The organism is Arthrobacter sp. P1_B11, from assembly GCF_056406715.1.
The window spans coordinates 18637-40212 of record NZ_JBFTZQ010000008.1 but is presented as its reverse complement, the minus strand read 5'-3'; the positions used below and the strand labels follow the sequence as shown (position 1 = coordinate 40212).

Below are 21576 nucleotides of genomic sequence, written 5' to 3'. Positions count from 1 at the left end.
CGGTAGCTGGCGTCAGCCGGCAGTCTGCAGGCTTCGGGAGGTATGGAGCCCGCCTGTGGATTGCCGGACGGATCCAAGCAGTCCGGCGGCCGCTTCCAGAAGTTCGCTCACGTCACTGCAGGACAGTTCGTAGAACAGGCGGCCGTCCTTGCGGGATGGGATGACCAGCCGCTGTCGTCTAAGGATTCCCAGGTGCTGGGAAAGATTCGAGGCCTCCAGGCCCGTGTCGTCCCGGAGCCGGCTTACAGCCACGGGGCCGGCAACCAGCATCTCCAGGATGAGGATGCGTGCCGGATGGCCCATCGATTTGAAGAGGTCCGCTTTCACGTTGGTCAGGACAACGCCGCCTGGCATGTCATCCATTGAATTTCCCTCCGCTGCAGTCCCCAATCCGATACCGGCGGGGACGAACAGCCGCGCCTAGAATCAAGTATAGAGACAGAACGGTCTGTCTTAGGACCGCCAAATGCCCGGGCAGGCAAAACCTGCATCCTAATGTCTCGGACGGACGCCCGGGGCGGTGCTAAGGCGTGGACCGGCCTTGAAAAATGGGCACAACTGGTTCACACTTTCATGAATTCATCAATTCGCGCCCGCCATCGTCTGTGGCGCGATAAGGGAACACTTCGACTGCTTCCGGTGCCGACGGCGTCATCGGAAGCCTGATAATTCTCTTGATCGGGGAGGACTTCATGGCCGGCATGTTCGAACTATTCATTGACGCTGATGCTTCGTTCAGATTTCAGCTCACAGCCCCGGACGGTACCGTGATGGCAGTGTCCCGGGCCTTTCCCGACAAGGCAGCAGCGGTGGAGGGTATTGCAGCTGTTCGCGAGTATGCAGGCATGGGCCACGTGACGGAACTTTCGGCGGCACCGGCTGACCGCCAGCCTCCGCGCCGCCCGGCTGCGGTTCCAGCGGGCGGTTCAGGGGCAGCCTTTCGGCGCGGCCTCCCGGCACGCCCCGAGGTGCGGCAGGCGTGCACGCTGTCCGCCCCGGCCCGGTCCCTCGTTTCCTCCTCCAGCGGACAGCCGCCCGGGGTGAAATGAGCGGACGCGGGGCGGCTGAAGATGTCGCGATGAACGAGCCGAAGAGCGTAAAAACGTACTCCAGCGCCCTTGGCGACGCGGACTGCGTGGCCGGGACGTTTCGCTATGATGCGGAGTCCCTTGAGCTGCACTGGTCCGATGAAATCTATGCCCTCCATGGGTACTGCCGCGGGGAGATCGTGCCGACGATCGAACTTCTCTACTCCCACAAACACCCCGAGGACAGGGACCGCTGCCGCGACGTATTCGCCGCCGCCTGTGTTTCGGGTGGATTTTTCTGCAGCTATCACCGCCTTATCGACTCCCGCTTGCGCGAGCACCGCGTCCTCACTGCGGGGGAGGCGGTGGTGGAGGCAGGCGTCCTGCGGGCGGTGGACGGTTTCATTATCGACCTCACCAGCACGCTTCGCTGGGAGACCGAACGGGCGTCCCGCGAGGCGGTCGAAGGGGCCGTCGGGACACGAAGCACCATTGAACAGGCCAAGGGAATACTCATGGGGATCCTGCGGATCGGCTCCGATGCCGCCTTCGACCTTCTTTCCACCCACAGCCAGCACACCAACATCAAGCTGTCCAGCACGGCGGCCGATCTGGTGCAGCTTGCCAACAGTCCGCATCAGGCGGCCCTGCTCGACGCCTTCGTGCAGGAATTACTCCTGCCGTCCGCGCGGGCAGCAGGCGAGGATGCCGTGCCCGGCCGCTAAGTTGAGGACTCCACTGCGGGCCCGGCCGGCGAGTCCGCCGTTAATCGGAGAAGTCCCCTGCCTGGCGGCGGAAATCGCCCAGGATCCGGATCAGCTGGTCCACCTCACCGTCAGCGAAGCCGGACTGGCTGAAAACCTCGGTGTTGAGTACCGCCGTCGCTCTTTTGGCAACGGTGCGCCCCTCGGTGGTGAGCTCGATCAGTGTGGTGCGCCCGTCCGTGGGATGCGGTGAACGGATCACCAGGCCGGCCTTTTCGAGGCGGTCGACGGCGTTGGTCACCGACGTCGGATGGACCTGGAGCAGGGCGCTCGCCTTGCTCATGGGCAGGGCGCCGCTCCGGGCAAAACTCAGCAGGGCAAGCAACTCGTAGCGTGCGAAGGTCAGGCCAAACGGCTTGAGCGCCCCCTCGATACGGGCCAGGAGAATTTGCTGGGTACGCATGATCGCGGTAATGGCGGCCATCGGCGCGGCGACATTACCCCAGCCGTGGCGTTCCCAGTTCCGCTGGGCGTCGGCGATGGGGTCGCGGGGCAGCGGTGTTCCCATCGCTCACCCCTGGCTCTTCAGGCTCGGAAAGTCCGTTTCCGAATATTCCGTGCCCAGGTTTTGGGCGAGGGGACTGCCGGAAACGGAATTGCCGGCGTGCCGGATCTCCTCGCTGTGCCGCAGTTCGACGCGCCGGATCTTGCCGGAGATGGTCTTCGGCAGGTCGGCGAATTCGATGCGGCGGATGCGCTTGAAGGGAGCCAGGTGATCGCGGCAGTAGCGCAGGATCTCCTCGGCGAGTTCCGGCCCGGGCTCATGGCCAGCTGCGAGGACCACGAAGGCCTTGGGCACTGACAGCTTGACCGGATCCGGAGAAGGCACGACTGCGGCCTCGGCCACCGCCGGGTGCTCGATCAGGACACTCTCCAGTTCGAACGGGGACAGCCTGTAGTCGGAGGACTTGAAGACATCGTCATCGCGGCCCACATAGGTGATGATGCCGCGCTCGTCCCGGCTGGCCATGTCGCCCGTGTGATAGTAGCCGCCGCGGAAGGCGTCCGACGTCTTCCCGGGGTCGCCGTAGTACGCCTTCATCAGCCCCACGGGGCGGGGGTCCAGGCGCAGGCAGAGCTCGCCGTCGTCGGCTTCTTCGCCGGTGGCGGGGTCAACGAGAACCACATCGTAACCGGGCAGCGGCTGGCCCATGGCGCCGATCTTGACCGGCTGGCCCGGGGTGTTGGCCACCTGCACCGTGGTCTCGGTCTGGCCGAAGCCGTCCCGGATGGTCTGGCCCCAGGCCCGGTGGACCTGCCCGATCACCTCGGCGTTGAGCGGTTCACCGGCCGAAACCACCTTGGTGGGCGGGTTCCGGAGGAGCGTGAGGTCTGCTTGGATGAGCATTCGCCAGACCGTGGGCGGGGCGCAGAAGCTGGTGACCTTTTCGCGGTCCATCTGGTCCATCAGGGCGCGGGCGTCGAAGCGGTCGTAGTTGTAGATGAACACGCAGGCCTCGGCGATCCACGGCGTAAAAACGTTGGACCAGGCGTGTTTCGCCCATCCCGGGGAGGCAACGTTCAGGTGCACGTCCCCGGGCTCCAGGCCGATCCAGTACATCGTGGACAGGTGGCCCACGGGGTAGGACGTGTGCGTGTGCTCCACGAGTTTGGCCTTCGACGTGGTGCCCGAGGTGAAGTACAGCAGCAGGGTCTCATCGGCCTTCGTGACTGCGTCCGGGGTGAAGTCCTCGGCGGAGGCGGCGGAGTCGGAGTATTGGACCGCGCGGGTGGGTGCGGTGCCGGCTTCGCCGATTTCAATCAGTGTGTAGGCGCCGGGAACGTCGGCAAACTTGCCGATGTTGGAACTTCCGACGGCGGCCCACGCCGCCTCGCCGCGCTCCACGCGGTCCTCCAGGTCCGCCGGACCCATCAGGGTGGTGGTGGGGATGAGCACGATGCCGAGCTTGATGCCGGCCAGCATAAGCTCCCACAGCTCCACCTGATTCCCCAGCATGATGATCATGCGGTCCCCGCGCCGAACGCCCTGGCTGCGGAGCCAGTTGGCCACCTGGTTTGAGCGTGCCGACAGCTTGCCGAAGCTGCGCCGCGTGGCCGAACCGTCCTGTTCCACGATCACCAGCGCGGGGTTGCCGCCGGTGGCCGGATCCGCCGCGACGGCGTCGAACCAGTCCAGGGCGAAGTTGAACTCCTCGAACCGTGGCCACTGGAAGCTGCCCCGGGCCTGTCCGTAGTCATCGCGCAGGGCCAGCAGCTGGTCGCGTGCTGCACGGAAGTCATCGGTGACTGTCATGGGGCACCTTTCGCCTCGGGATGCACGTCCTAGTGATCCACATCACTGTGCAATATACTAGGACATCCAAGGGTTTGGAAGAGCGAAGGGATACATGCCCGTGCAGCCACAAGGACGTGACAGCGCACCATCCACAGATATGCAATCGGAAGGCATGCAATCCGCAGGTGCTGATGCTGCCCGGCGGACGGTGCCTCCGCAGGCGGCAGGCGGGCCGGAGGTTTCCGCGCCGCCGTTCCCCGACGCCGACCTCATGTACATTGCCGACCTGCTCCCTCCCGACGAGCGGAAGCGCTACGTGGACATCCGGGAGTTCCTGCAGGCCAGGGTGAGGGCACAGTCCATCGACTACTGGAACCGCGAGGAATTCCCGTTTGGGCTGCTGGCTGAGATGGGAAAGCGCGGACTCGGCGGGCTGCAGACGGACGGCACGTCCACGCTCTTCAAAGGCCTCATGTACGTGGAGGTTGCCCGGGCCGACGTGTCGCTTTCCGCCCTGGTGGGCATCCACAACGAGCTGATTGTGGGCATGATCCAGGCGCTCGGCTCCGACGAACAGAAGCAGCGCTGGCTGCCCGGACTGACTGCCTTCACGCAGTTGGGGGCCTTCGCCCTGACAGAGCCGGACCACGGATCGGACATCGCCGGCGGCCTGGCAACCACTGCCCGGCTCGAGGACGGCGAGTGGGTGATCAACGGGGCCAAACGCTGGATCGGAGCCGGCACCATTGCTGATTTTGCCCTGGTGTGGGCCCGGGATGAGGCCGACCAGCAGATCAAGGGTTTCATCGTGGAAACGGACCGGCCCGGCTACACGGCCACTAAGATCGCCAACAAGATCGGCCTGCGGATCATGCAGAACGCGGACATCGTGCTGGACAACGTCCGAATCCCGGAGGCCAGCCTGCTCCCCGGGGCTACGGACTTCTCCAAGGCCAACGAGCTCCTGCGGGACTCGCGTGCCTGGGTCGGCTGGCAGGGGGCCGGGATCCAGCTGGCCGCGTTCGACGTCGCGCGCGCCTACTCGCTGCAGCGCCGGCAGTTCGGCAAGGAGCTGGCCCGCTTCCAGCTGATCCAGCAGCAACTCGCCGAGATCCTCGGCAATGCGTCCGCGTCCCTGGCGCTGATGGCCCAGCTTGCCAGGATCCAGGAGGAAGGCAAACTCGAGATGGCCCAGGCCGCCATGGCCAAGTCCACCACCACCCGGCTGGCGCGTGCCTCGGTGGCCATGGGGCGTTCGCTGCTGGGCGGCAACGGCATCAGCAGCGACTTCGAAATGGGAAAGCTGTTCGGGGACGCTGAAATCCTCTACACCTACGAGGGCAGCTACGAGATCAACTCGCTCATCGTGGCGCGGGCGGTAACGGGGGTGTCGGCCTTCGTCTAGCGCTGCCCCAGAGCCTAAAGCCGGCGCTAAAGCCGGCGCCGAATCCCAAGGCCTAAAGCCGGCGACAAACCGCGGGGCGCTGATGCCTAGCGTTCAGACACGAACGGCGGCGTTGCGGGCGTTTCCGCCGGAGTCGCCGCTTCGCGTGCCGCGGCCTCGATCCGGCCGAAGTGCGCCGTCTGCTCGGCGGCGCTCCGCTGCGGGATATTGGGGTCGTTGGACCCTTGCCCGGCTGAGCCGTCGATGAGTTCCCGCAGAATGTCGGCGTGCCCCAGGTGCTGGGCCGTCTCTGCGCACATGTGCACCAAGATCTGCTGCAGGGTCACGTGCTTCCGCTCTTCGGGCCACCACGGCACCACGCCGGGCGCGTCGAGGGGCAGTTCCTCGATAGTGGCGTCGCTGTGGGAGGCTGAGAAGCGGTGCAGGTCCACGATCTCATCGCGGGTCTCCGAAGCCGTCGCCCACATATCAGCATCCGGTTCCGCGCCGTCGTCGAGCCAGGGGACGTCCCGCTCACTGGGGCGGCCAAACACCTTACCGAAGTAGCCCAGCTCCACGCTCGCAACGTGCTTGACCAGGCCCAGCAGGTTGGTCCCGGTGGGCGTCATTGGGCGGCGGGCGTCATACTCACCGAGGCCGTCGAGCTTTGCGAGCAGCTGGGCCCGGCGCGTGCGGAGGTAGCGGTGCAGAATCGCTTTGTCATCCATAGTGGGCACTCTACCGAGATCGCCCCGGTATGGGGTGTCTGCGCGGTCCGGATCGGCGGTCCACGAACTCCGTCCATGTAAGTAGTTAAGAAACTGCCCGGGATGTGCCAGTCGGCACATCCCGGGCAGTTTTCAAGCCTTACAGCGGGCGAATGTTCTCTGCCTGCGGTCCCTTGGGACCCTGGGTCACATCGAATTCGACCTTCTGGTTTTCATCCAGGGAGCGGTAGCCGCTGCTGGCAATTGCCGAGTAGTGCGCGAAAACATCTGCTGATCCGTCATCCGGAGCGATGAAGCCAAAACCCTTTTCGGCGTTGAACCATTTAACTGTGCCTGTTGCCATTACTACTACTTCCTTTGTAACCCTTTTCTGGTCCTGCTCCGACGGCAGGCAGATGCGGAGACTGTCTTCCGCTGTCTCAAACCTAGGGTGCGTACGCTGGCCGTGCAATAGCTACCGTCATCAACTGTCCCTCCTGTAACGGCAGATTCGGTCCGCAGGGGGTGGCCGGACCTGCGGTTTCCTGGTCCCGGGCAGGGCGAATTTGAAGACGTCCGCCTGCAGCAGCACGAAATCCCGGGGCATTCCGCGGGCTATGGAGGGTCCCCGATCTGCTCCTCCAAGGACCGGACTACCTCACGGTCCCAACGTCGGCTGCGGCGGTCGCAACCTCGGTAACAGTCCCGGCTGCGCCGTCCACAGTTACGGTCTGACCGGTGCGCAGCCTGCTGGTGGCGTCCGGCACGCCCACGACGGCGGGGATGCCGTACTCCCGGGCGACAACCGCCCCGTGGGATATGACGCCGCCCATTTCCATCACCAGCGCACCAGCGGTCAGGAAGAGCGGCGTCCAACCCGGATCTGTGGAAGGCGCCACCAGGATTTCCCCGGGTTCGAGGCGCGCGCCCACAGGGTCCAGGATCACCCTGACCCGTCCAGTGGCCGTGCCTGTGGATGCGGGTGTCCCGACCATTCCTCCGGGGGCCGCGGCCGCACCGGCGACCACGGCCGCGGCCGCACCGGCGACCACGGCCTCGACGTCCGTGCCATCGGAGAGCAGGAGCCGGGGAATTCGCCGGCGCCGCAGTTCAGCATCATAAATTCGACGGCGGTCGGTCACCATTCCCTTCAGATCGGCGCCGCGCAGGCCCACGCGGACCTCGTCGAAGCTGAGGAAGAAGACGTCGGCGGCGGCGGCGACGGCACCGGTCCTGGCCATCTCGGCGCCGACGGCGGTGAGCTGCCTGTGCATTTCACCGAGCACCGTGACGACGTAGAACTTCGGAAGTTCGCGTAGCCCGCACAGCTGCCGTGACCGGTGCAGGCACAGCGCCACCAGACGGCCCCGCAGCTGGCTCCTTGTACGGGCCCGCTCAACGAGGCTGCGAATTCTCGCCTCCGCGTGATCGGACGCCCGCTGGAATTGCCGGTCCGGAGCCTGTTCCGGATCCTCCACCCGAAGGTAGTTGGAAATCATCCCGAGAAGATGGTCCGGCTTCTCGGCCCACCGGGGCATGCCCAAGTCGATCTCCGCCACGGCGCGGTGGCCATAACGTTCCAGGAATCCGCGCAGGCCGGCCTGCGCCACAGCGGGCAGCTCTCCTGCGGCGTAGCTGACGGCCAGTTCATCAGGCTGTTTGTCGAGGAATGCGCTGCGCGAGGCGGGGTCCCCGGCGATGGACACGGAAAAACGCCAGAGTTCAAGGTCCATTTCGGTGGTCACATTGTGGGGCAATCCGCGGAGGACTGCTTCCAGCTCGCGAGGTTCGGCAATTCCGCGCAGAAGCCAGCGGGCCAGGGCCAGCATCGTATAGCCCGTGGCGGGTCCCGGCAGTGTGGATCGGAAGAGGCCATCAACCGTCCGCGCCGCTGCATGCTCGGCGTGGTCGAGGCGCCGGAAGGCGGTAGCGGGCTCGCGCAGTGCCAGATCCTTCGCGAGGCGTTGTGCGAAGGTCCGTGCCCTGCGCAATTCTGCTTCCGGCCGGAGAACGGCTCGAATCAGGGCCGGAAGCAGCCACGTCACCAGGCCAGGGCTGGCAAAGGAACCGCCTCCGCGGGCCCCGTCCGCTGTGGCCGGCGCTTTCCTGAGCGGGTGCTTGATGACCCTGAATCTCGGGTCGTCCAGAAGTGCGGGGAGAACGGCTGCCGAGCGACCGTCCGCCAGGGGGAGCATTCTCACCAGGGCCCGGCGGCCGGACTTGCTGCGCACTAAAGGGGTGAGGTCCATATACATGCGCAGGCCGGGGCTGACGTAGGTCCACGGCGATCTGCGGTCGCCCCACATGCCCAGCGCGGAAAGCCCCATTGGCGTGATGGGGCGGGTCAGCCCCTGGAGCAGGGAGCCGCACAGATAAACGCGGACGTCGGATGTTGGCTCGGATTCAACGCCGAACGGTTCCGCGGACGATGGATCGGGCAGGGGGTACAGCGTGGTGATCGGACGCGACTGGGTCAGCCAAATCATGCCGCCGGCGTCGATGACCCATTCGACGTCCTGGGGTTCGCCGAACAGCCGCTGGGCGTCGAGGCCCAGCGCGGTCAGAGCACGGACCTCGGCGTCGGCAAGGCTCGGCTGGCCACCGGCGTTGCCGGGCTCGAGGTCGGCAGTGGCCGCACCGACGCGTCCGCGGACAAGCTGCAGAATCCGCCCCGTCGCACTGTCCACGGTGAAATGGTCCGGATTCACTGCCCCGGAGACCACCGCCTGGCCTGGTCCCGGGCTCGCATCGATGACGGTTTCACCGCGTGTGCCGGTTACCGGATTGGCGGTAAACAACACACCCGCAGTGGCGGCGTCGACGAAAAGCTGGACGACGACGGCGAGTCCTGTGTCACGATGGCTGATCCCGTTGGCCGAGCGGTAGGCAACCGCCCGGTCGGTCCACAGGGAGGCCCAGCATCGCCGGACGGCCTCGATCACAGCGTCGGCACCGACGACATCCAGGAACGAATCCTGTTGCCCGGCGAAGCTCGCGAAGGACAGGTCCTCCGCGGTGGCGGAGGAGCGAACCGCCACCGCCGGGGCGTGTTCGGCGCCGGGCGCGGCACCCAACGCTGCGTAGCCAGTGCGGAGGGCGGCTGCGACTTCCGGTGGGACCGGTGACGTCCCCACAAGCTCCCGCGCCCGCTGGGCAAGCTGGCGCTCGGCAGGCTGCGTCCGTTCAAGCTGGCGCTCGGCAATCGCTGCCTCGGCGTCGGTGGAGGCCGCCACGGGGCCGATCCCGTCAAGGCGAGCGGCCAGAGCGTCCAGCTCCCGTGGAACCGCCAGTGCGTAGGCCGAGGTGGTCAGGCAGAAACCTGGCGGCACGGGGAAACCCGCAGCGGCCAGCTTCCCGAGGTTGAGGGCCTTGCCGCCCACCCGGGAAAGTGGTGCCGAGCCGAGGCTGCCGAGCTCCAGCACGAGACTGTCCTGGTCGGCGTGCTGCGGGGAGGCCATCTCCGGCTCCCGGTTTCGCGGATTTCGGCCGCTAGGGAGCGTCCGAAGCCTCGCCCGTGTCCTCCCACATGACGTCAAGGTTGCGGAAGACCGGTGGTCCGTCACACAGCGCCGCCATCTTCGCGGCGAAGTCGGACGTTTCCGGCCGGTTGGAGTTTTCCATGGCCGACTCGTAGGAATCGAATTCGACGATGGTGAAGTAGGTCCCCGGCCGGTCGCGGTCCGCGGTGGCCACGATGCGACGGAACGTGGGGTCAGTCGCTCCCTCGGTCCTTGACGGACGGCCCAATTCTTCAATCTCCTTGATGCGGGAACTTTGGAATTCGATGATCTGCACAAACCCGGCCATGACGGCTCCTTGAGGGGCGGTGGATGCTGATGCCGATCACGCTAGACCCCGGCCCGCGGCCATGCAATAGCCGGAGCGGGTCCGTCTTATGGAGTCAGCAGCACCTTGATGGCCCGGCGTTCGTCCATTGCCTTGTAGGCCTCGGCTGCTTCCTCGAGCGGCATTTCGACGTCGAACACCCGGCCCGGGTTGATGGTCCCGGCCAGCACGTCTGCCAGCAGTTCCGGGATATATGTACGGGCGGGAGCCATCCCGCCTGCCACGGTGATGTTCCTATCGAACAGATAGCGCAGCGGAATCTCGGCGCCGCCGGTCGGTACCCCGACGAACCCCAGGGCGCCGCCTGGACGGACCGAATGCAGGGCCTGTTCCATGGACTCCTTGGTCCCCACGCACTCCAGCACCGAGTCCGCGAGGACGCCGCCGAGCAGCTCACGGACCTTCGCCACGCCGTTGTCGCCGCGTTCTTCCACGATGTCCGTGGCGCCAAACTCGCGGGCGATGGCCTGCCGGTCAGCGTGGCGCGACATCGCGATGATCCGCTCGGCACCCAAGCGCCTGGCTGCCAAGACACCGCACAGCCCCACGGCGCCGTCGCCCACCACCACAACGGTCCGGCCGGGCGAGACCTGGGCGCTGAGGGCGGCGTGGTGGCCGGTGGCCATGACGTCGGACAGCGTCAGGAGGTTCTTCCGGAGCGCATCGTCTGGGTCGCCGACGTCGGGCACCCTGACCAGGGTGGACTCGGCAAGGGGGACACGCACTGCCTGGCCCTGGCCGCCGTCGATCCTTAATCCTGCATCGTCCTTGCCGCCCCAGCCGGCGAGCCGGTCGCAGGCGACTGTGACGCCGTTCAGGCACTGCGGGCACTCGCCGCAGCTCACCACGAACGGGGCTATCACGAAGTCGCCCTCGTTGAGAGCCTTCACATCATCGCCGACGCTCTCCACCACGCCGATGAATTCGTGACCTATGGCGGAGGGCACGTGGGTTGGCTTCACGCCGCGGTACGGCCACAGGTCTGAGCCGCACACACATGCTGCAGTCACCTTGACCACCGCGTCCGTGGGGAGCTGGACGGACGGATAGTCCCGGTCCTCCACCCTGATGTCTCCGGGGCCGTGGATAATGGTGGCGCGCATGGCTGCTCCTGTCGGAAGGTGGGCGTGACCTGAACGAGTGTAAACCCCGCACGCGTACGAGGCGGCCCAGCCTAGCGCATGCCCTCCCGGCGGATGGCGGTGGCGATGGCTGCTGCCCGCGTTTCCACTCCGAGCTTGGCGTAAATGTGGGCCAGGTGGGTTTTGACCGTGGCCTCGGAGATGAAGAGCCGCTGGCCGAGTTCGCGGTTGCTGAGCCCCTCGGTGAGGAGGCTCAGCAGCTCGGCTTCGCGCGGGGTCAGGACCTCGTCGGGATTGCGCAGCTGCTGGAACAGCCGGGAGGCCACCGGGGCGCTCATCACGCTCCTGCCCTGCACGGCACCCCGGATGGCGGCGAAAATCTCCTCCGGTGCGGCGTCCTTGAGCAGGTAGCCCATGGCGCCGGCGTCCACCGCGCGGACGATGTCGGCGTCGGAATCGTATGTGGTGAACACGAGCACCGCCTGCCGCCTATTGCATTCGCGGATCCTCCGGATGGCTTCGATGCCGTCCATGCCGGCGCCCATGGCCAGGTCCATGACCACTACGGCAGGGGAATGTTCCTCTACCTTCGCCAAGGCTTCTTCGCCTGATGCGGCCTCGGCCACGACGTCGATGTCCGGCTGGGTTCCCAGCAGCGCCTTGAGCCCGCTCCGGACCACGAGGTGATCGTCAGCGAGGAGGACGGTGATGGCGCTCATGCGTCCTCCCTGGCAGGCAGTTGCGCGGCCACGATGGTCCCTTCCCCGGGGGTGCTTTCCACCGAGAATACGCCGCCCAGCTGTTCCACCCGCTGCCGCATGGCCCGCAGCCCGTAGCCTCCGGCGTCCGATGGCGGTGCTGCCGCCGCCGGATCAAAGCCGCCGCCGTCGTCGTAAATGTCCAGGGTGACGGCCTCCGGAAGGAAGCCGAGCGTCAGCGTCGCGTTCGCTGCGGACGCGTGGAGCTGGATATTGGCTGCCGCGCTCTGAACCACCCTCAGGAGTGTGTGGCGGACGTCCGCGGGAACGGGCCGCCGCTCGCCGGTGACCAGCAGCCGCGCCCCGGGGACATACTGCGAGGCGGCCTGCAGCAGGGCCTCGGGCAGGGGAGAGGCGTCCAGTCCGGGGGAAGCGAGCTCGTGGACGAGGCTCCGCGTTTCTGACAGGTTCCGGCGGAGCAGCCCGCTGGCCTGGCTGAGGTCCTGCCGGGACGACGGGGCAGGCCAGGCGCGGTTCGCCGCTTCCAGGAGCAGCAGGCTGCTGGCCAGGCCCTGCGTGACGGTGTCGTGGATTTCGCGGGACACACGCTCACGCTCGGCAATGGTGCCGGCCCGGCGCTCGCTGGCGGCCAGCTGTCCCTGGGCGAGCGACACCTCAGCGTGCAGGCGGCGCTGCTCCGCGGCGTCGTGCTCGATGCGGTCGTAGATCAGCGTCAGCATGACGCCGACGGCAAGCGGACCAAGCAGCATGGCGAGGTCGGTGCCGTCACTGAGCCGGAACAGCCCGACGGCGGTGGCGGCGGCCGTCGCGCCCGCTGCGATGTAGGCCACCGCCCCCTGGAATGCCGTGCGGCAGAGGAAGAACAGCGCAAACGAACACCACGCGAAGCTGGGCGCGGCAACCACCAAGACCGCCCACACGGCGACGAGGATGAACATCCAGACGGCCCAGGGACGCCCGCGCTGGGCAAGCACGGCGATGACGGCGTAGAGAACGCAGGCGGCGGCGGCCAGGCCGGGGACCATGAGGTTGTCAGCAGGGCTGTGCCGCATCACGTAACGCACCACCGACGCCACCAGCAGCACCGCGAAACCCAGGTGGACCGCGGCGTCAATCCTGCCCAGAGGGCCTGATGCCTGGGCTGTCCGGCCGGGCAGGGTTTCCTGGGGGAGTGCTGGGGCTGAGGAAGGCATGGCGTCCGGTTCCGGTGGAGGGAGTGCTATCCACCATGCTATTGCCCGCGCCGTTGCTCGTCCCTCAGCCTTTTGGCTGATCCTGCTGGCTGTTAGGGGGAGCACGGTGCCGACGAAGGCCCGATGTGCACGTTCGGAGCAGGCGGCACGATGGAAATGTACCCGATTCCGCTACCGGATTCAGCTGCGTCTCAGCGCTAAAAAGGAGAACTACCGTGAAAAAGTCCACCAAGGTTTTTGCCGCCGCCGCGGCCGGAGCGCTTGTCCTGACGGCCGGTGCGACCGCCGCCGCCAACTCCGGAATCGGTTCCTCGGCGCGGGCGGCTGAGCCGGCTTCGGTGTCCGCCGCCGCACGCGCTGCCGTGCCTGCCGCGGACGTCCGGCCAGTGCCAGCTAACGTCGTGGCGCAGAGCCGGATCACCGTCGGCGCCTCGGCCAAGGCGGTGGGCGCGGCGCTTGCCAAGTGCCAGGCGGACAAGCTGCCCTTCGTCACGGTAGCGCTGGTCGACCGGTTTGGCGCTGTGCAGGCAATCCTCCGGGGCGACAACGCGGCTGAGCACACCATCGAATCGGCCAAGCGGAAGGCCTATACCGCTGCCGCTTTTGGTGCCCCCACGAGCGAGCTGGCGAAGCGCATCACGGGCAACGGCCCCAGCATCGCCGACCTTCCCGGCACGCTGTTCCTGCCCGGCGGAGTGCCGCTCAAGGTCAACGGCGTGTCCGTGGCCGGCATCGGCGTGGGCGGCGCCCCGGACGGCAAGCTCGACGAAGCCTGCGCGGCAGCGGGTGCCGATGCCATCGCCGGATAGGTTCAGTTCATGAGGTGGTTCAAGGCCGCTGGACGGCGTCGGTACACGTCGGCGCCGGGACGGATGTCGGTTGTGAGCGCACTAGCGGCCGTTACCGTGGCAGCAGCAGCAGTGGCAGGATGCAGCGCCGTGGGCGCAGTAGGCACGGCGTCAGACAGCGCTGCCACCGCCGAACCCAGTGCGCCATCGGCGGCCACCTCGAGTCCGGCCACGCCGCGCCCGGGAACGCCAGGCCCGGCAAAGTCGCAGACTTCCACGCCGACAGGGGCCACGGCTTCGCGCCCGGCGCCGCCCCGGAGGCCCAGGCGGAGCTCGACCGGCGGCTGATCCTTGCAGCCAAAGCCAACAATGCGCCGCTGGTCAAGCAGCTGATCCAGGCCGGCGGTAACGTCAACGCCAAGGACGCGATCCAGGATTCGGCGTTCCTCTACGCCGGAGCTGAAGGGTTCAACGACGTGCTTCGGCTGACCCTGGCCAACGGTGCGGATGTGTCCAGTACCAACCGCTACGGCGGGACTGCACTCATACCGGCCAGCGAACACGGCCATGTGGACACGGTCCGGATCCTTATCGCCGCGGGAGTTCCCGTAAACCACGTGAACAACCTCGGCTGGACTGCCATGCAGGAGGCCGTCCTGCTCAACAATGGCGGTCCTAGGCAACAGGAAGTGGTCCGGCTGCTCCTGGCGGCCGGCGCCGACCCCTCCCTCCGTGACCCCCAGGGCCGGACGGCTTTGGACAATGCGGAGCGCCTGGGCTTTGCCGACATTGCGGCCCTGATCCGGGGCCGGAGCTAGATGGCCATGCCCACATCGCCGTCCTGACCTTCATTCGGCCGCCACGCAGCCGACACGCGGGTGAATTCGCGTGTCGGCGCGGTCTGCGGACAAAAGAAGGTCAGGACGGTTCGGCGCCCGGGCTTAGACGGCCTCGAGGACGCTGACGTAGTTGGCGATTCCCACGCCGCCCATGTTCTGCACCGCTGCCCGGCGGGGGCTGGCCAGCTGCATGTCGCCGGCGGTGCCGGTGAGCTGCATGGCTGCGATGACGTGCTGGGAAACGCCCGTCGCGCCCACGGGGTGTCCCTTGGCCTTGAGGCCGCCGGACACATTGACGGGCAGCTTCCCGTCCTTGAACACCCAGCCTTCCTCGATGGCGCGGACACCCTGCCCAGGTTCCGTAAGGCCCATTGCTTCGTACATGAGCAGCTCGGCGATGGTGAAGCAGTCATGGACTTCTGCGAAGTCCAGGTCCTCGATCCCGACGCCGGCCATCGCCAGGGCCCGCTCCCAGGAGACCCGGGTGGCGGCGAAGGCGGTGGGGTCGCGGCGTTCTGCGGGGAAGAAGTCGTTCGCGTGGCCGAAACCGGCGAGCCGGACCGGGGCAGTGACCCCGGCGGTCGGTGAGACAGACAGCACGACGGCGGCGGCGCCGTCGGACACGGGGGAGCAATCGGTGCGGCGCAGCGGGTCGGCCACCATCGGGTTCTTGTCCGACACCGCGCGGCAGAACTCCTCGCCGAGGTCTTTGCGGAGCTGGGCATAGGGGTTGTCCACGCCGTTGCGGTGGTTCTTGGCCGCGATGGTGCCCAGGACGTCGCCGAGGTTCCCGACGCTGGATCCGTAGCGCTTCCCGTAATGCTTGGCCACCTCCGCGAAGAGCCCGGTGAAACCGGTGGTGGAGGCCTTGCCGGCCATGTCGTAATCCGCCCCCAGCAGCGCCGCACCCACGACGTCCGCCGCCGCATGGGTCATCTTCTCGGCCCCAATCACAAGCACGGTCTTTGCGGTGCCTGCCAGCAGCGACTTGGTGCCCTGCTGGAACGCGGCCGACCCCGAGGCGCAGGCATTCTCAAGCCGCGTGGCGGGGACGTTGGCCAGCTGCTCCGAGACCTGCAGCGCGAGCGAGGACGGGAACGCCAGCGGCATCATGCCGGAGTTGAACTGGCCGAGGTAGATCTCGTCGATCTGGCCGGGTTCGATCCCGGCGTTGCCGATAGCCTCGGTGGCGACCTGAACGATCAGGGATTCAAGGGTCTCGTCCGTCAGCTTGCCGAAGCGGCTGTGGCCCCAGCCGGTGAGCAGGACGTCCTTGCCGAACTGATCTTTGAGGCTCATGCTGAGGCTCCTTCCAAAGCGGGGGCGGCATTTTCGAGTGCGACCGTGAACTCCGCCTCGGTCTTCCCACGGACTTCCTCCACGGTGACCCCTGGAGCGAGGCGGGTGAGCGTGAGCTGCGGGCCGCCGTCGTCCGTCTTTTCCAGGTCGAAGACCGCGAGGTCGCTGATGATCCGGTCCACCACCCGGAGGCCCGTGAGCGGCAGGGTGCACTCCTTGACGATCTTGGCGCTGCCGTCCTTCGCGTTGTGCTCGGTGAGGACGACGACGCGCGGGGTCCCGGCGACGAGGTCCATGGCGCCGCCCATGCCCTTGACCATCTTGCCGGGGATGGTCCAGTTGGCGAGGTCGCCGCTGCCGGAGACCTGCATGGCCCCCAGGATGGCAACCTTGACGTGGCCGCCGCGGATCATCCCGAAGGACGTGGAGGAGTCGAAGATGCTGCCGCCTGGCAGCACGGTGACGGTCTGCTTGCCGGCGTTGATGAGGTCGGCGTCTTCCTCGCCCTCGAACGGAAACGGGCCCATGCCGAGCAGCCCGTTCTCGCTCTGGAGCACGACACGGACGCCCTGGGGCAGGTTGTTGGCCACGAGCGTGGGGATGCCGATGCCCAGGTTCACGTAGTCGCCGTCGTTGAGTTCCTCGGCCGCGATGGCAGCCATTTCATCCCTGGTCCAGGCCATGGGTTTCTCCTTGGGGGTTCAAATTCGGGGGGCTTAAGTGTTCGTTCGCGCTGGGTTAGGCGGGGACGGGCTCGACGCGCGGGCGCACGGTGCGCTGCTCGATGTCCTTGACGCGCTTGCTCGCCTGGACGAGGCGCTGGACGTAGACGCCGGGGGTGACGATGTGGTTCGGGTCCAGCTCGCCGGGCTCCACGATCACCTCGGCCTCGGCGATCGTCACGGCGCCGGCGGTGGCCACCACAGGGTTGAAGTTGCGGGCGGTGAAGCGGTAGATCAGGTTGCCGTCCGTGTCGGCCGTGTGCGCGTGGACCAGTGCGACGTCGGCGCGGATGGCGCGCTCCTGAACGTACGTTTCGCCGTCGAACTCGGCGAGCGGTTTGCCTTCGGCAACCAGGGTGCCCACGCCGGTTTTGGTGTAGAACGCGGGGATGCCGGCGCCGCCGGCGCGGAGCCGCTCGGCCAGTGTTCCCTGCGGCGTGAACTCCACCTCCAGCAGGCCGGCCAGGTACTGCTCGGCGAATAGCTTGTTCTCGCCCACGTAGGAGGCGATCACCTTGCGGACCTGGCCGGCCTCGATCAGGACACCGAGGCCCTTGCCGTCCACGCCCATGTTGTTGGACACCACCGTCAGGTCGCCGACGCCCGACTCCCGGACGGCCTCGATCAGGTCTGCCGGGATGCCGCTCAGGCCAAAGCCGCCGACGGCGAGCGTCATGCCGTCCCGGAGCACATCCTGCAAGGCCTCGGCCGCTGCGGATCTAAGTTTGGACATCGCATCTCCTCATCGAGCTGGGTTGGATCGTTGGGGGTTGGAGCGCGGGGGCTCCAATGGGCTGCTGGCAGACCGTCCCGAAAAATGCTCGTCGTTTGTTCCACTTTGTGGACTCGAGCTCTGGATGTTGAGCGTACGGGCGTCCGAGGGGCACTGTCAAGGACAAAATTGTCCCTACATCTGGCCATTTTTACAGTGTGGACGGTAGTCTTCAAACTATCCACATTATGGATATACGAAGGAGAGTTATGAACCCGACACCCGTTCAGGGAGCCCAGGTGGTCAGCCGCATTGCCGGACTGTTGCGCATCGTGGGCCGCAGGCCGGAGGGAAGCTCCCTGGTGGAACTTGTGCGCGAATCCGGCCTCACCCGGCCCACGGTCCACCGCCTTCTCACCTCTTTGGCCGCGGAAGGACTCCTGGACCACGATGCCCGGACCGGCAACTGGGTCCTGGGCCCGGAGGTTCTCCTGATGGGATCGGTGGCCTCCGCCCGGTTCCCGCTGGAGGACATTGCCAGGCCCAGCCTGCGGCGGTTGGCCGAGGAAACAGGCGAGAGCGCCTTCTTCTCCGTCCGAAGGGGCTCCGAGACCGTCTGCCTGCTGCGCGAGGAAGGAAGCTTCCCCGTGCGCTCGTTCGTGCTGCATGAGGGCGTCAGGTTTCCACTGGGCGTGGCATCGGCAGGCACGGCCATCCTTGCCTTCCTGCCGGAAAACGAGCAGAAGCAGGTCCTGTCCGGGTGGCCCGTACACGCCGGAAAGTTCGCAGAAGGGCACCCGGAGGCACTGGTCCGGGCCAACCTGAAGCAAACCCGCCAGCTGGGCTATTCGGTGAACCCCGGCCTGGTGCTGGAAGGCAGCTGGGGAATGGGCGCGGCCGTGTTCGACCAGGCCAACCGTCCGGCGTGGGCACTGTCCCTGACCGGGATCGAGCCGCGTTTCCGCGAAGACCGGCAGGAGTTCCTGGGCCGGCTCCTCCTCGAAGAGGCACACCGGATCTCAGCCCTGCTCCGCACGCCCAGCGCCGGCTGACCACCCTCGGCATCTCGACAATTTCCTCGACGCGGAGCACCATGGGAACTGTATCTGTAGTCTCGGACCGACCGGCTTCGACCGCACGCCGTCGGCCACGAATCAGGGCTCTGACGGCTCAACAGAACCACAACTTATCCCTTCGAGAACCGGAAAGTCCCGTGTTGTCGCCTAGTTCGGTGGCGGGTCCGGTTCCGAGGCCTCTTCCCTTCCCTGGGCTGGGCGACAGAGAAAAGCAGAAGGGTCCCGCTGGATCCGCGCCGCTCTGGCATCGGTCCGGTACCGCAATCTGCGGGCCGGTACCTTCCCGGCCGCACCGCGGCTGCCAACGCCCAGCGTAAAGGAATGAGTCGCATGACTCTCAAACCAAAAAACCACCAAAGGCCGCACCTGCTGCGCCTTCTCCTCGCCTTTTTGGCGGCCATCCTCCTGCCGCTGTCACTTAGTACCGCTGCTGTTGCCGACGATGAGAACTCGCCGAAGACCTGGACCGTCCAAGTCGGCTCAGAGTCCTCAGACCAGGCCATCCAGGGGATGTCCTTCCTTCCGTCGAACATCTATATCAACGCGGGAGACAAGATCAAGTGGGAGGCAAACGCCGCAGAAATCCACACCGTGACGTTCCTGGCGAAAGGCAAGCCGCTCACGCCGTTCAACCCCTTTGATCCGAAGCAGTTAAGCCGGCAGGGAGGCACCACGTATGACGGCCACTCGTACTTCAACTCCGGAATCATGGCCAATGTCTCCAACACCGGCTTCAAAGCGGTGGAGCGTTACACGCTGAAGTTCACGCACACCGGCAAGTTCACCTACTACTGCGTTGTGCATGGCATGGCAATGAAGGGTACGGTCCATGTCCGCGCAGCCGGAACCGACTACCCGTTCACGCAGTCGCAGTACGACCGCCTGACCAAGAAAGAGGAACGGAAGATCGTGCGGGACGGCGAGAAGCAATGGGAGGCGGCCCGCAAGCAGGCCAGCAACCACAAGGTGATCGCCGGAACGGACAACGGAACCGCGATGCTGATGCGGTTTGTCCACCACGAGATTGTCGTCCACCTCGGCGACACTGTGACCTTCGTGAATTCCGGCATGGGTGCGCCGCACACCGTGACGTTCGGGCACGAGCCGGCCAATGTGTTCGCGCCGGTGGGCAATCCCAAGAACTTCAAGGGCGGGGACCTCAGCTCCGGCCTGATGGAGCCCGGGGCAAAATTCACCGTGACCTTCAACAAGGTGGGCGAGTACGACTACCTCTGCGCCCTGCATGACTACATGGGCATGGTGGGAGAGGTGGAAGTCAGGCGCTGACCGGACTCCTGATGTCTCCTTGTGACGCCTGCAGTTCCCTGCCTACCCTTGCACTAGAGGCCAGGGACAGCAGCAAAGGAGCCAGCGCCATGAGCACCAGGATCTACTTCGACGAATACGGCGGCCCGCAGGTCCTGAAGGTAGGAGCCGAGGAACTGCCTGAGCCCGGCGAGGGCCAAGTCCGCGTGGAATTCCGGGCGGTCAGCGTCAACCCTGTGGACTGGAAACTTGTGGCCGGCTACCTGAAACAATGGGCACCGCTGGATTTTCCGGCGGTGCCCGGCAGCGAGGCAGCCGGCGTGGTCACAGCTGTGGGGCCCGCCTTCGAGGGGTTTGCCGTCGGCGATGAAGTGATCTGGAACGGCCTCACCGGCGGCTACCGCACGGAAGCCCTGGTCCCGGCCGAACAGCTCACCCCGCTCCCTGCCGGGGTCGACTTCGAACAGGCGGCGTGCATCCCCGTGGCCGGCGGCACCGCGTACTCTGCCCTGAAGCAGCTCGGAGTGGGCCCCGGAGACACCCTCCTCATCCATGCCGCGGCCGGAGGAGTGGGCTCGGCCGCGGTCCAGATCGCCGTAGCACTCGGGGCACGGGTGGTCGGCACGGCGTCCGAGTCCAACCACGAGTACCTCCGCGAGTTGGGTGCCGAACCCGTGACCTACGGAGCGGGGCTGGCAGACCGGGTGCGGGATCTGAGCCACGCCACGGGTGATGTCACCGCTGTGTTCGACACCATCGGCAACGACGAGGCCGTTGCCGCGACGGCCCAACTGCTGCAGGACCGCAGCCGCGCCGTAACAACAGTTCCCGGCAAGCACTCGGCGGAAGCCGGAATCGCCGCCGTCCGGCAGCTGGAAGGACGCGTTGAGGAAGTGGCTACCCTCACTGCGGACGGCCAGATCACCTTCCACATCTCCCACCGGATGCCCCTCATTGAGGCTGCCGATGCCCTGGAGATCAGCAGGACGGGCCACGGCCGCGGCAAGATCGTGCTGCTGCCCTAGGAGCCCGGATCAGAGTCCTGCCCTGGGCTCCTCCGGACCCTCGTGCTTCCACCAGGTGTCGAAGATGCTGACCGGAACGGTGCGCTTGTGCCGGGTCCGCAGGAACTTCTGCTCGATGGTCACGGCTACGTTCGCCGGGACATCACGGCCCTCGAGGTAGTCGTCGATCTGGTCATACGTGATGCCGAGTTCGTCCTCGTCCGTGCGGCCGGGCTTGCCGTCCAGGAGGTCGGCCGTGGGCACCTTCTCCCAAATCCGTGCGGGCGCGCCAAGTTCGGCAAGCAGTGCACGGTTCTGCCGCTTGTTCAGGCCGAAGAGCGGCAGGATGTCCGCGCCGCCGTCGCCGAACTTGGTGAAGAACCCCGTCACGGACTCGGCGCCGTGGTCCGTGCCGATAACCAGGTAGTTGTGCTCACCGGCCAGGGCATACTGGGCGATCATGCGCGTCCGGGCCTTGGTATTGCCCTTATGGAAGTCGGAGATCTCCGATCCGACGGTCTTTTCGAACTCGTCCTCGAAACCGTCCACGGCCGCCGAAATGTTGAAGGTCCACTCCGTCTTTGCCTGGATGAAGTCCAGGGCGGCCTGGGCGTCGTCTTCGTCATGCTGCACGCCGTAGGGGAGGCGGACCGCCACGAAGTTGGCTTCGGTGCCCTCGGCCTGGAGCTCCTCGACGGCGATCTGGGCAAGGCGTCCCGCCAACGAAGAGTCCAGGCCTCCGGAAATGCCCAAAACAAAGCCCTTGGTGCGGGTGGCTTTCAGGTACTCCTTTAGGAAAGTGACGCGCTTGCGCACCTCCTCGGGAGGATCGATCCGGGGCTGGACGCCCATTTCTTCAATGATCTTGGCCTGGAGTTCGCGCATGTGCCCAGCCTAGTCAGCGGCGTCGG

General features: G+C 66.4%; 22 protein-coding genes. 8 read left to right on the top strand and 14 right to left on the bottom strand.

Annotation, left to right across the window (positions count from 1 at the left end; genetic code table 11):
- Window positions 1-12: 12 nt before the first annotated feature.
- Window positions 13-363: an ArsR/SmtB family transcription factor gene (locus AC1D14_RS08710; RefSeq protein ID WP_476968313.1), complete on the bottom strand. Its 351-nt coding sequence runs from the start codon at window positions 361-363 to the stop codon at window positions 13-15.
- A 329-nt stretch (window positions 364-692) separates the two neighbouring features.
- Here AC1D14_RS08710 and AC1D14_RS08705 point away from each other — a divergent pair, with 329 nt between their 5' ends.
- A complete protein-coding gene (locus tag AC1D14_RS08705) occupies window positions 693-1049 on the top strand; it encodes a YegP family protein (protein ID WP_476968312.1) in 357 nt (118 codons plus the stop codon).
- Between the two features lie 29 nt (window positions 1050-1078).
- Window positions 1079-1753, top strand: coding sequence for a PAS and ANTAR domain-containing protein (locus AC1D14_RS08700; protein WP_230119305.1), 675 nt, complete (start codon window positions 1079-1081; stop codon window positions 1751-1753).
- Window positions 1754-1793: 40 nt separating this feature from the next.
- On the opposite strand, the gene AC1D14_RS08695 is transcribed toward AC1D14_RS08700, so the two are convergent.
- Window positions 1794-2300, bottom strand: coding sequence for a MarR family winged helix-turn-helix transcriptional regulator (locus AC1D14_RS08695; protein ID WP_230119306.1), 507 nt, complete (start codon window positions 2298-2300; stop codon window positions 1794-1796).
- A gap of 3 nt (window positions 2301-2303) precedes the next feature.
- The gene (locus AC1D14_RS08690; RefSeq protein ID WP_230119307.1) at window positions 2304-4046 is read right to left on the bottom strand and encodes an AMP-binding protein; all 1743 of its coding nucleotides are present in this window, start codon (window positions 4044-4046) and stop codon (window positions 2304-2306) included.
- A gap of 253 nt (window positions 4047-4299) precedes the next feature.
- Between AC1D14_RS08690 and AC1D14_RS08685 the strand changes: the two genes are divergently transcribed.
- Complete coding sequence (locus AC1D14_RS08685; RefSeq protein WP_476968330.1) at window positions 4300-5433, top strand: acyl-CoA dehydrogenase family protein; 1134 nt, start codon at window positions 4300-4302, stop codon at window positions 5431-5433.
- Between the two features lie 86 nt (window positions 5434-5519).
- Here the strand turns inward: AC1D14_RS08685 and AC1D14_RS08680 are convergent, their stop codons facing one another.
- The 7 genes from AC1D14_RS08680 to AC1D14_RS08650 all read right to left on the bottom strand — a co-directional run bounded on the left by AC1D14_RS08680 (window position 5520) and on the right by AC1D14_RS08650 (window position 12959).
- Complete coding sequence (locus tag AC1D14_RS08680; RefSeq protein ID WP_230119309.1) at window positions 5520-6140, bottom strand: DinB family protein; 621 nt, start codon at window positions 6138-6140, stop codon at window positions 5520-5522.
- Between the two features lie 139 nt (window positions 6141-6279).
- Entirely contained in the window at window positions 6280-6483 is a 204-nt protein-coding gene (locus AC1D14_RS08675) for a cold-shock protein (RefSeq protein WP_013599688.1), read from the bottom strand.
- A 289-nt stretch (window positions 6484-6772) separates the two neighbouring features.
- Window positions 6773-9577 carry a PEP/pyruvate-binding domain-containing protein gene (locus AC1D14_RS08670; RefSeq protein WP_476968311.1) on the bottom strand — a complete coding sequence of 935 codons (2805 nt, stop codon included), beginning with the start codon at window positions 9575-9577 and terminating at the stop codon, window positions 6773-6775.
- 31 nt (window positions 9578-9608) lie between these two features.
- Window positions 9609-9926 (bottom strand): hypothetical protein, encoded by a 318-nt coding sequence (locus AC1D14_RS08665; protein ID WP_230119311.1) that lies wholly within the window; start codon window positions 9924-9926, stop codon window positions 9609-9611.
- 86 nt (window positions 9927-10012) lie between these two features.
- Window positions 10013-11068: a zinc-dependent alcohol dehydrogenase family protein gene (locus tag AC1D14_RS08660; protein WP_476968310.1), complete on the bottom strand. Its 1056-nt coding sequence runs from the start codon at window positions 11066-11068 to the stop codon at window positions 10013-10015.
- A 71-nt stretch (window positions 11069-11139) separates the two neighbouring features.
- Window positions 11140-11766 (bottom strand): response regulator, encoded by a 627-nt coding sequence (locus tag AC1D14_RS08655; RefSeq protein WP_476968309.1) that lies wholly within the window; start codon window positions 11764-11766, stop codon window positions 11140-11142.
- Window positions 11763-12959, bottom strand: coding sequence for a sensor histidine kinase (locus tag AC1D14_RS08650; RefSeq protein WP_476968308.1), 1197 nt, complete (start codon window positions 12957-12959; stop codon window positions 11763-11765). The genes AC1D14_RS08655 and AC1D14_RS08650 overlap by 4 nt, the downstream gene beginning before the upstream one ends.
- 215 nt (window positions 12960-13174) lie before the next feature.
- On the opposite strand from AC1D14_RS08650, the gene AC1D14_RS08645 reads away from it, so the two are divergent.
- On the top strand, window positions 13175-13768 hold the full coding sequence (locus AC1D14_RS08645; protein WP_476968307.1) for a GlcG/HbpS family heme-binding protein: 594 nt from the start codon (window positions 13175-13177) through the stop codon (window positions 13766-13768).
- Window positions 13769-13887: 119 nt separating this feature from the next.
- The gene (locus tag AC1D14_RS08640; protein ID WP_476968306.1) at window positions 13888-14565 is read left to right on the top strand and encodes an ankyrin repeat domain-containing protein; all 678 of its coding nucleotides are present in this window, start codon (window positions 13888-13890) and stop codon (window positions 14563-14565) included.
- A gap of 123 nt (window positions 14566-14688) precedes the next feature.
- Here AC1D14_RS08640 and AC1D14_RS08635 read toward each other — a convergent pair whose 3' ends face one another.
- The 3 genes from AC1D14_RS08635 to AC1D14_RS08625 are packed head-to-tail and all read right to left on the bottom strand — an operon-like array spanning window position 14689 to window position 17340.
- A complete protein-coding gene (locus AC1D14_RS08635) occupies window positions 14689-15885 on the bottom strand; it encodes an acetyl-CoA acetyltransferase (RefSeq protein ID WP_476968305.1) in 1197 nt (398 codons plus the stop codon).
- Window positions 15882-16568 (bottom strand): CoA transferase subunit B, encoded by a 687-nt coding sequence (locus AC1D14_RS08630; RefSeq protein ID WP_476968304.1) that lies wholly within the window; start codon window positions 16566-16568, stop codon window positions 15882-15884. Before AC1D14_RS08630 ends, AC1D14_RS08635 begins: the two co-directional genes overlap by 4 nt.
- 55 nt (window positions 16569-16623) lie before the next feature.
- Window positions 16624-17340, bottom strand: coding sequence for a CoA transferase subunit A (locus tag AC1D14_RS08625; RefSeq protein WP_230119318.1), 717 nt, complete (start codon window positions 17338-17340; stop codon window positions 16624-16626).
- A gap of 248 nt (window positions 17341-17588) precedes the next feature.
- On the opposite strand from AC1D14_RS08625, the gene AC1D14_RS08620 reads away from it, so the two are divergent.
- The 3 genes from AC1D14_RS08620 to AC1D14_RS08610 all read left to right on the top strand — a co-directional run bounded on the left by AC1D14_RS08620 (window position 17589) and on the right by AC1D14_RS08610 (window position 20686).
- Entirely contained in the window at window positions 17589-18371 is a 783-nt protein-coding gene (locus AC1D14_RS08620) for an IclR family transcriptional regulator (RefSeq protein ID WP_476968303.1), read from the top strand.
- Window positions 18372-18725: 354 nt separating this feature from the next.
- Window positions 18726-19682, top strand: a complete 957-nt coding sequence (locus tag AC1D14_RS08615) for a plastocyanin/azurin family copper-binding protein (RefSeq protein ID WP_230119320.1) — start codon at window positions 18726-18728, stop codon at window positions 19680-19682.
- 89 nt (window positions 19683-19771) lie between these two features.
- Window positions 19772-20686, top strand: a complete 915-nt coding sequence (locus AC1D14_RS08610; RefSeq protein ID WP_230119321.1) for an NADP-dependent oxidoreductase — start codon at window positions 19772-19774, stop codon at window positions 20684-20686.
- Window positions 20687-20695: 9 nt separating this feature from the next.
- Here AC1D14_RS08610 and nadE read toward each other — a convergent pair whose 3' ends face one another.
- Window positions 20696-21550 carry an ammonia-dependent NAD(+) synthetase gene (gene nadE / locus AC1D14_RS08605; RefSeq protein ID WP_230119322.1) on the bottom strand — a complete coding sequence of 285 codons (855 nt, stop codon included), beginning with the start codon at window positions 21548-21550 and terminating at the stop codon, window positions 20696-20698.
- Window positions 21551-21576: the final 26 nt, after the last annotated feature.

Excerpts from the sequence above, each read along its gene's own strand:
- AC1D14_RS08710 (WP_476968313.1), bottom strand. The coding sequence starts at position 363 with ATGGATGACATGCCAGGCGGCGTTGTCCTGACCAACGTGAAAGCGGAC.
- AC1D14_RS08705 (WP_476968312.1), top strand. The coding sequence starts at position 693 with ATGGCCGGCATGTTCGAACTATTCATTGACGCTGATGCTTCGTTCAGA.
- AC1D14_RS08700 (WP_230119305.1), top strand. The coding sequence starts at position 1,079 with ATGAACGAGCCGAAGAGCGTAAAAACGTACTCCAGCGCCCTTGGCGAC.
- AC1D14_RS08695 (WP_230119306.1), bottom strand. The coding sequence starts at position 2,300 with ATGGGAACACCGCTGCCCCGCGACCCCATCGCCGACGCCCAGCGGAAC.
- AC1D14_RS08690 (WP_230119307.1), bottom strand. The coding sequence starts at position 4,046 with ATGACAGTCACCGATGACTTCCGTGCAGCACGCGACCAGCTGCTGGCC.
- AC1D14_RS08685 (WP_476968330.1), top strand. The coding sequence starts at position 4,300 with ATGTACATTGCCGACCTGCTCCCTCCCGACGAGCGGAAGCGCTACGTG.
- AC1D14_RS08680 (WP_230119309.1), bottom strand. The coding sequence starts at position 6,140 with ATGGATGACAAAGCGATTCTGCACCGCTACCTCCGCACGCGCCGGGCC.
- AC1D14_RS08675 (WP_013599688.1), bottom strand. The coding sequence starts at position 6,483 with ATGGCAACAGGCACAGTTAAATGGTTCAACGCCGAAAAGGGTTTTGGC.
- AC1D14_RS08670 (WP_476968311.1), bottom strand. The coding sequence starts at position 9,577 with ATGGCCTCCCCGCAGCACGCCGACCAGGACAGTCTCGTGCTGGAGCTC.
- AC1D14_RS08665 (WP_230119311.1), bottom strand. The coding sequence starts at position 9,926 with ATGGCCGGGTTTGTGCAGATCATCGAATTCCAAAGTTCCCGCATCAAG.
- AC1D14_RS08660 (WP_476968310.1), bottom strand. The coding sequence starts at position 11,068 with ATGCGCGCCACCATTATCCACGGCCCCGGAGACATCAGGGTGGAGGAC.
- AC1D14_RS08655 (WP_476968309.1), bottom strand. The coding sequence starts at position 11,766 with ATGAGCGCCATCACCGTCCTCCTCGCTGACGATCACCTCGTGGTCCGG.
- AC1D14_RS08650 (WP_476968308.1), bottom strand. The coding sequence starts at position 12,959 with ATGCCTTCCTCAGCCCCAGCACTCCCCCAGGAAACCCTGCCCGGCCGG.
- AC1D14_RS08640 (WP_476968306.1), top strand. The coding sequence starts at position 13,888 with ATGCAGCGCCGTGGGCGCAGTAGGCACGGCGTCAGACAGCGCTGCCAC.
- AC1D14_RS08635 (WP_476968305.1), bottom strand. The coding sequence starts at position 15,885 with ATGAGCCTCAAAGATCAGTTCGGCAAGGACGTCCTGCTCACCGGCTGG.
- AC1D14_RS08630 (WP_476968304.1), bottom strand. The coding sequence starts at position 16,568 with ATGGCCTGGACCAGGGATGAAATGGCTGCCATCGCGGCCGAGGAACTC.
- AC1D14_RS08625 (WP_230119318.1), bottom strand. The coding sequence starts at position 17,340 with ATGTCCAAACTTAGATCCGCAGCGGCCGAGGCCTTGCAGGATGTGCTC.
- AC1D14_RS08620 (WP_476968303.1), top strand. The coding sequence starts at position 17,589 with ATGAACCCGACACCCGTTCAGGGAGCCCAGGTGGTCAGCCGCATTGCC.
- AC1D14_RS08615 (WP_230119320.1), top strand. The coding sequence starts at position 18,726 with ATGACTCTCAAACCAAAAAACCACCAAAGGCCGCACCTGCTGCGCCTT.
- AC1D14_RS08610 (WP_230119321.1), top strand. The coding sequence starts at position 19,772 with ATGAGCACCAGGATCTACTTCGACGAATACGGCGGCCCGCAGGTCCTG.
- nadE (WP_230119322.1), bottom strand. The coding sequence starts at position 21,550 with ATGCGCGAACTCCAGGCCAAGATCATTGAAGAAATGGGCGTCCAGCCC.